Annotated in this window: 6 protein-coding genes and 2 pseudogenes; 3 read left to right on the top strand and 5 right to left on the bottom strand. The window is 73.7% G+C overall.

The window, feature by feature from the left end; translation table 11 throughout:
* Window positions 1–187 (top strand): hypothetical protein (locus tag VM95_RS43960; RefSeq protein WP_208615607.1); only part of this gene is annotated, 187 nt, incomplete at its 5' end.
* Here the strand turns inward: VM95_RS43960 and VM95_RS44990 are convergent.
* The 3 genes and pseudogenes from VM95_RS44990 to chrA all read right to left on the bottom strand — a co-directional run.
* Window positions 144–338, bottom strand: a pseudogene (locus tag VM95_RS44990) (IS701 family transposase); the annotation flags it as partial. The gene VM95_RS43960 and the pseudogene VM95_RS44990 overlap by 44 nt on opposite strands.
* On the bottom strand, window positions 278–460 hold the full coding sequence (locus VM95_RS43055) for a hypothetical protein (protein WP_045705681.1): 183 nt from the start codon (window positions 458–460) through the stop codon (window positions 278–280). The gene VM95_RS43055 and the pseudogene VM95_RS44990, both read right to left, overlap by 61 nt.
* A 65-nt stretch (window positions 461–525) precedes the next feature.
* Window positions 526–1,716, bottom strand: a complete 1,191-nt coding sequence (chrA, locus tag VM95_RS37155; RefSeq protein WP_045705679.1) for a chromate efflux transporter — start codon at window positions 1,714–1,716, stop codon at window positions 526–528.
* A gap of 232 nt (window positions 1,717–1,948) precedes the next feature.
* Here chrA and VM95_RS37150 point away from each other — a divergent pair, with 232 nt between their 5' ends.
* A complete protein-coding gene (locus VM95_RS37150; RefSeq protein WP_045705677.1) occupies window positions 1,949–2,725 on the top strand; it encodes a hypothetical protein in 777 nt (258 codons plus the stop codon).
* Window positions 2,726–2,781: 56 nt separating this feature from the next.
* On the opposite strand, the gene VM95_RS37145 is transcribed toward VM95_RS37150, so the two are convergent.
* On the bottom strand, window positions 2,782–2,991 hold the full coding sequence (locus VM95_RS37145) for a hypothetical protein (protein ID WP_045705675.1): 210 nt from the start codon (window positions 2,989–2,991) through the stop codon (window positions 2,782–2,784).
* 237 nt (window positions 2,992–3,228) lie between these two features.
* On the opposite strand from VM95_RS37145, the gene VM95_RS37140 reads away from it, so the two are divergent.
* On the top strand, window positions 3,229–3,657 hold the full coding sequence (locus tag VM95_RS37140) for an arsenate reductase ArsC (protein WP_045705673.1): 429 nt from the start codon (window positions 3,229–3,231) through the stop codon (window positions 3,655–3,657).
* Window positions 3,658–3,680: 23 nt separating this feature from the next.
* On the opposite strand, the pseudogene VM95_RS37135 reads toward VM95_RS37140, so the two are convergent.
* A pseudogene (locus tag VM95_RS37135) lies at window positions 3,681–4,062 on the bottom strand (hypothetical protein); the annotation flags it as partial.

The raw sequence follows: 4,062 nt of genomic DNA, 5'->3' as shown, positions 1-4,062 counted from the left end.
CCTCCACGGCACCATGAAGGTGACGGTTCACCAGGCCGTCGAGGCGCTGCTGCGCGCGCCGGACGGGCGCAGCGGCAAGGACTACCTCGGCTACCTCCAGGTGACGATGAGGTGTTGGAGGAGGTCCAGGGTCTGGTGGAAGGTCAGGCCCTGGCCTGGGCCTTTGGGAGGGCGCGCTGTTCGGTGAGGAAGAGGTGGGCGGCGCTGACGAGGGTGACGTGGCGGTGCCAGCCGATGTAGGAGCGGCCCTCGAAGTGCTCCAGGCCCAGTCGGGTCTTCAGCTCGCGGTAGTCGTGTTCAATCCGCCGGCGTGACTTCGCCAGCCGGCCCACATCAGCTGCTTGCGGATCTCGGCGACCGTCGCCAGGTCCTCCTCGGCCTTGTCGAGCGGGGCCTGCAGTTGGTCCCGCTCGCCGGTCATCTGTGTGACCTGCGCTTCGAGCTGCTGGTTCGCCGCCACCAGTTCGCGGATGCGTTCGATCTGCTCGGCGTTCCCTGCCTGGTCGAGCTGTTGCCCGAGGTTGCTCAGCCCACCGGCCGGCCCGCTGCCGCCGCGAGGACGCCGAGCGCGCCGGCGCCGAGGAGGGCCCCGACGACGCCGCGGCGCGCGGCGAGCAGCCAGAGCGCGGCGGACGCGAGGACCGCGTACTGCCAGGCGTGCTGCAGCGCCATGGCCAGCGGGACCGCGGAGCCCGCGATCGCGCCGATGACGGCCGCGCTGGCGCCGCCGAAGAACGCCTGGATCCGCGGGGCGGCGCGCAGCGCGTCGAAGCGGGGGCCGCCGAGGGTCACGAACAGGAACGACGGGGCGAAGGCGACGACGGCGGCGAGCAGTCCGCCGGGGACGCCGGCCGCCGCGTAGCCGACGACGGCGACGGTCTGCACGACCGGGCCGGGGGTGATCTGGCCGAGGGCCACGGCGTTGAGGAACTGGCCGTCCGTCATCCAGTGGTACTGGTCGACGGCGTCGGCCTGCATCAGCGGGATGATGACGAACCCGCCGCCGTACGACAGCGCGCCGACCTTGAACGCCACCCACGCGAGGGCGAGCAGCCCGCCGCCGGCCGGCGCCGCGAGGGCCAGCGGCAGCGGCCACGCGCCGCGCCGTCGCGGCCCTCGGCCCGGACCCGGTGCGGCCTGGCGGCGCGCGTGCACGGCGACCTCCGACAGCCCGGCGGCGACCAGCACCAGCACCATCCACGGGCCGAGCAGCACCGCCGCCGTACCACCGGCCACCACGTACCCGGTCCAGCGGGCCCGCGCGGACCGCCGCGCACCGGCGCGCTTCCAGCTCGCCGGCACCAGCGCGACCGCGGCCTGCACGGCCACCGCGGCCACGGCCGCCCCCGCCCCGGCGGCCGCCCCGCGCACCCACAGCGGCGGGCTGCCGGCCAGGAACAGGGCGGCGAGCACGAGGATCAGCGCCAGGCCGGGCAGGATGAACGCGGCTCCGCCGACCAGCGCGCCCGCGATCCCGCGCAGCCGCCAGGCCGTCAGGATCGCCAGCTGGGTCGAGGCCGGCCCGGGCAGCAGGTTCGTCGCGGCGATGCCGTCCTCGAACTCCGCCGCCGTGATCCACCCCGTCCGCTCGACGCACAGCCGGCGCAGCAGGGCGATGTGGGTGGGAGGCCCGCCGAAGCCGGTGCAGCCGATGCGCCCCCACGCGCGGGCGATCGTCGCCAGCCCCACCTTCCCCGCCACCTGCTCCGCCTCCATCGGTCCTCCGTACGCACCGCTGCCCGACCTCTTCGCGGGGCGCGACCCTACCGGATCGTTGACGCCGGCCGGCTCCTCCCGGGGCTAGTGGGACCTGGTCGGAGGGGTCCCTGACGTGGCGGAGTCGGCGCCGTGCGGTACCTTGACCGGTCGTCAGCGGTCCATGATCCAATTTCATCGGCCGACTGACACGGTCAAGTGATTCGTTCTGATTCTCGGGGGATTCCGAACCATGCGTTCCACGCGTATTGCCCTGGCCGCGGCCGTCGTCGCGCCGCTCGCCCTGACCCTGGTGGCCTGCGGCCCCGGCGACGACCCGAGCCCGGCCGCTTCCTCGCCGGCCACCGGTGCCGCTTCCAAGGCGCCCACGGGCGCCGCGCCCACCACGTCGGGGCCGGGCAAGGCGGCGGCAGCGAAGCCGCTGACGCAGGACCAGCTCGTCAAGGCGCTGCTCACCAAGAAGGACCTGGACGCGGACGAGAACCGGTCCGTGGTCGGCCCTCCCCAGCACGAGCACAAGCAGACCGCGGACAAGCCCGCCTGCCAGCCCGTTCTGGACCTGGACGATCCCGGGAACGCCGCCCAGGCGCCGGCCGCCTCCGCGACGGGCGCCTACTACGGCGGCAACGGCCGCGAGTACGTGGAGATCCACCTCACCCAGTACGCACCCGGGCAGGCGGAGAAGGCCATGGCCGCCGCCGAGTCGGCGCTCGCGTCCTGCGCGAGCTTCAAGGACACCATGACGAACATGCCCCAGCCGACGACCCGGGCCAAGTTCAGCAAGGCCACCTACGACACGATCGGCGACGCCACCCTGGCCCTGAAGGCCGAGTACCACGAGGACGGCGGCCAGAACGCGCTCGTGGAGACGAAGACCTACGTCTTCGTCCGCACCGGCGACGTGATCACGATGGTCGCCGACTCGGCGCTCCACGACACCGCCATGCCGGACCGGGCGCAGGTCAAGCAGCAGCTCGACAAGCTCAACAAGGCGGCCCAGCAGGGCTGATCCCCGTCAGGGTCCCGCCGGCCGGCCGTAGTCGGCGGGACCCGAGGGCCCGACCACTACGGCCGGCCGGCGCCGAGCGCCCGGGTGTCCAGCTCGACGCGGCCCTTGCGCAGGTGGTTGCGGCGGCCGTCCCCGAACTCCAGCCGCAGGCTGCGGTCCGCCGGGGTGTCCACGACCACGGCGCTCTCGACCGCGCCGTAGAACGACTCCCGGTACACGCGGACGCGGTCGCCGACGTGGAACTCGGCCGTTTCCGAGACGATCATCTGACTCGCCTCCCTCTCCTCCGTTCCGTCCGATTCGACGCCTCCACGGTGGCCCGTCCGCGGGACCAGGGGCGAGAGGCCCCGGTCCCCCGTGCACGGGCCACGCCCAGCCCGGACGGGGCGGGGCCCACGCCCCAGCCGCCGGGGCCCACCGGCCGGACGGCCCCGCCGCCGGACGCCCGGCCCAATAATGGCTGCACGTCGCCCTGCCGCCCCGCCCGAAGAGAGAACCCGCCCGTGAGTGCCTCCGCCGTCCCGTCCGTCCCGTCCGTCCTGTTCGTCTGCGTGCACAACGCCGGACGCTCCCAGATGGCCGCCGCCTTCCTCACCCGCCTCGGCGGCGACCGCGTCGAGGTCCGCTCCGCCGGCTCCGCCCCGGCCGACACCGTGAACCCGGCCGTGGTCGAGGCCCTGGCCGAGGTCGGCATCGACATCTCCGCCGAGACCCCGAAGGTGCTCACCACCGAGGCCGTGCGGGCCTCCGACGTGGTGATCACCATGGGCTGCGGCGACGCCTGCCCCTACTTCCCCGGCAAGCGGTACCTGGACTGGCAGCTCGACGACCCGGCCGGCCAGGGCGTCGACGCCGTCCGCCCGATCCGCGACCGGATCGAGCAGCGCGTCCGGGGACTCCTCGCCGACCTCGGCATCGAGGCCGTCGCCTGACCACCAGGTGCCTGAAGCAGCGCTTACGGGTGGGTGCCCTTGGTGTTGGGCTGGGTCTTCTGGTTGTAGATCTCCTTGCCGTCCGCGTTGTAGGCGTGGACGTAGGGGGCCGGGGCGAAGGCCTTCCCGGTGTCGCCGGTGTCGCCGGTGGAGACGGCCGCGGTGTAGACGAACGCGCCGCCGGCCATGACGGCCGGGTACTGGGTCGGGTCGTCGCCGTAGCTGATGGTGACCTTGGCGACCTCGGGCGTGTAATGCCCGGCGCCCAGCGAGAGGAACTGCCCGGCACCGGCCCGCGCGCTGAAGCTGTCGAAGTACTCGATCAGGTGACCGGCGCCCCACAGGCGGTCGTTGATGAACGTCGCCGGGACGGACGTGCTGGTGCCCTTGTCGCCCTTCGACCCG

Origin of the sequence: Streptomyces rubellomurinus (assembly GCF_000961885.1) — a bacterium.
In the GTDB taxonomy this organism is placed as follows: Bacteria; Actinomycetota; Actinomycetes; order Streptomycetales; family Streptomycetaceae; genus Kitasatospora; species Kitasatospora rubellomurina.
This window is presented reverse-complemented; position numbering and strand designations above follow the sequence as displayed.

Coding starts and splice junctions, on each gene's coding strand:
- chrA (WP_045705679.1), bottom strand. CDS start 1,716: ATGGAGGCGGAGCAGGTGGCGGGGAAGGTGGGGCTGGCGACGATCGCC.
- VM95_RS37150 (WP_045705677.1), top strand. CDS start 1,949: ATGCGTTCCACGCGTATTGCCCTGGCCGCGGCCGTCGTCGCGCCGCTC.
- VM95_RS37145 (WP_045705675.1), bottom strand. CDS start 2,991: ATGATCGTCTCGGAAACGGCCGAGTTCCACGTCGGCGACCGCGTCCGC.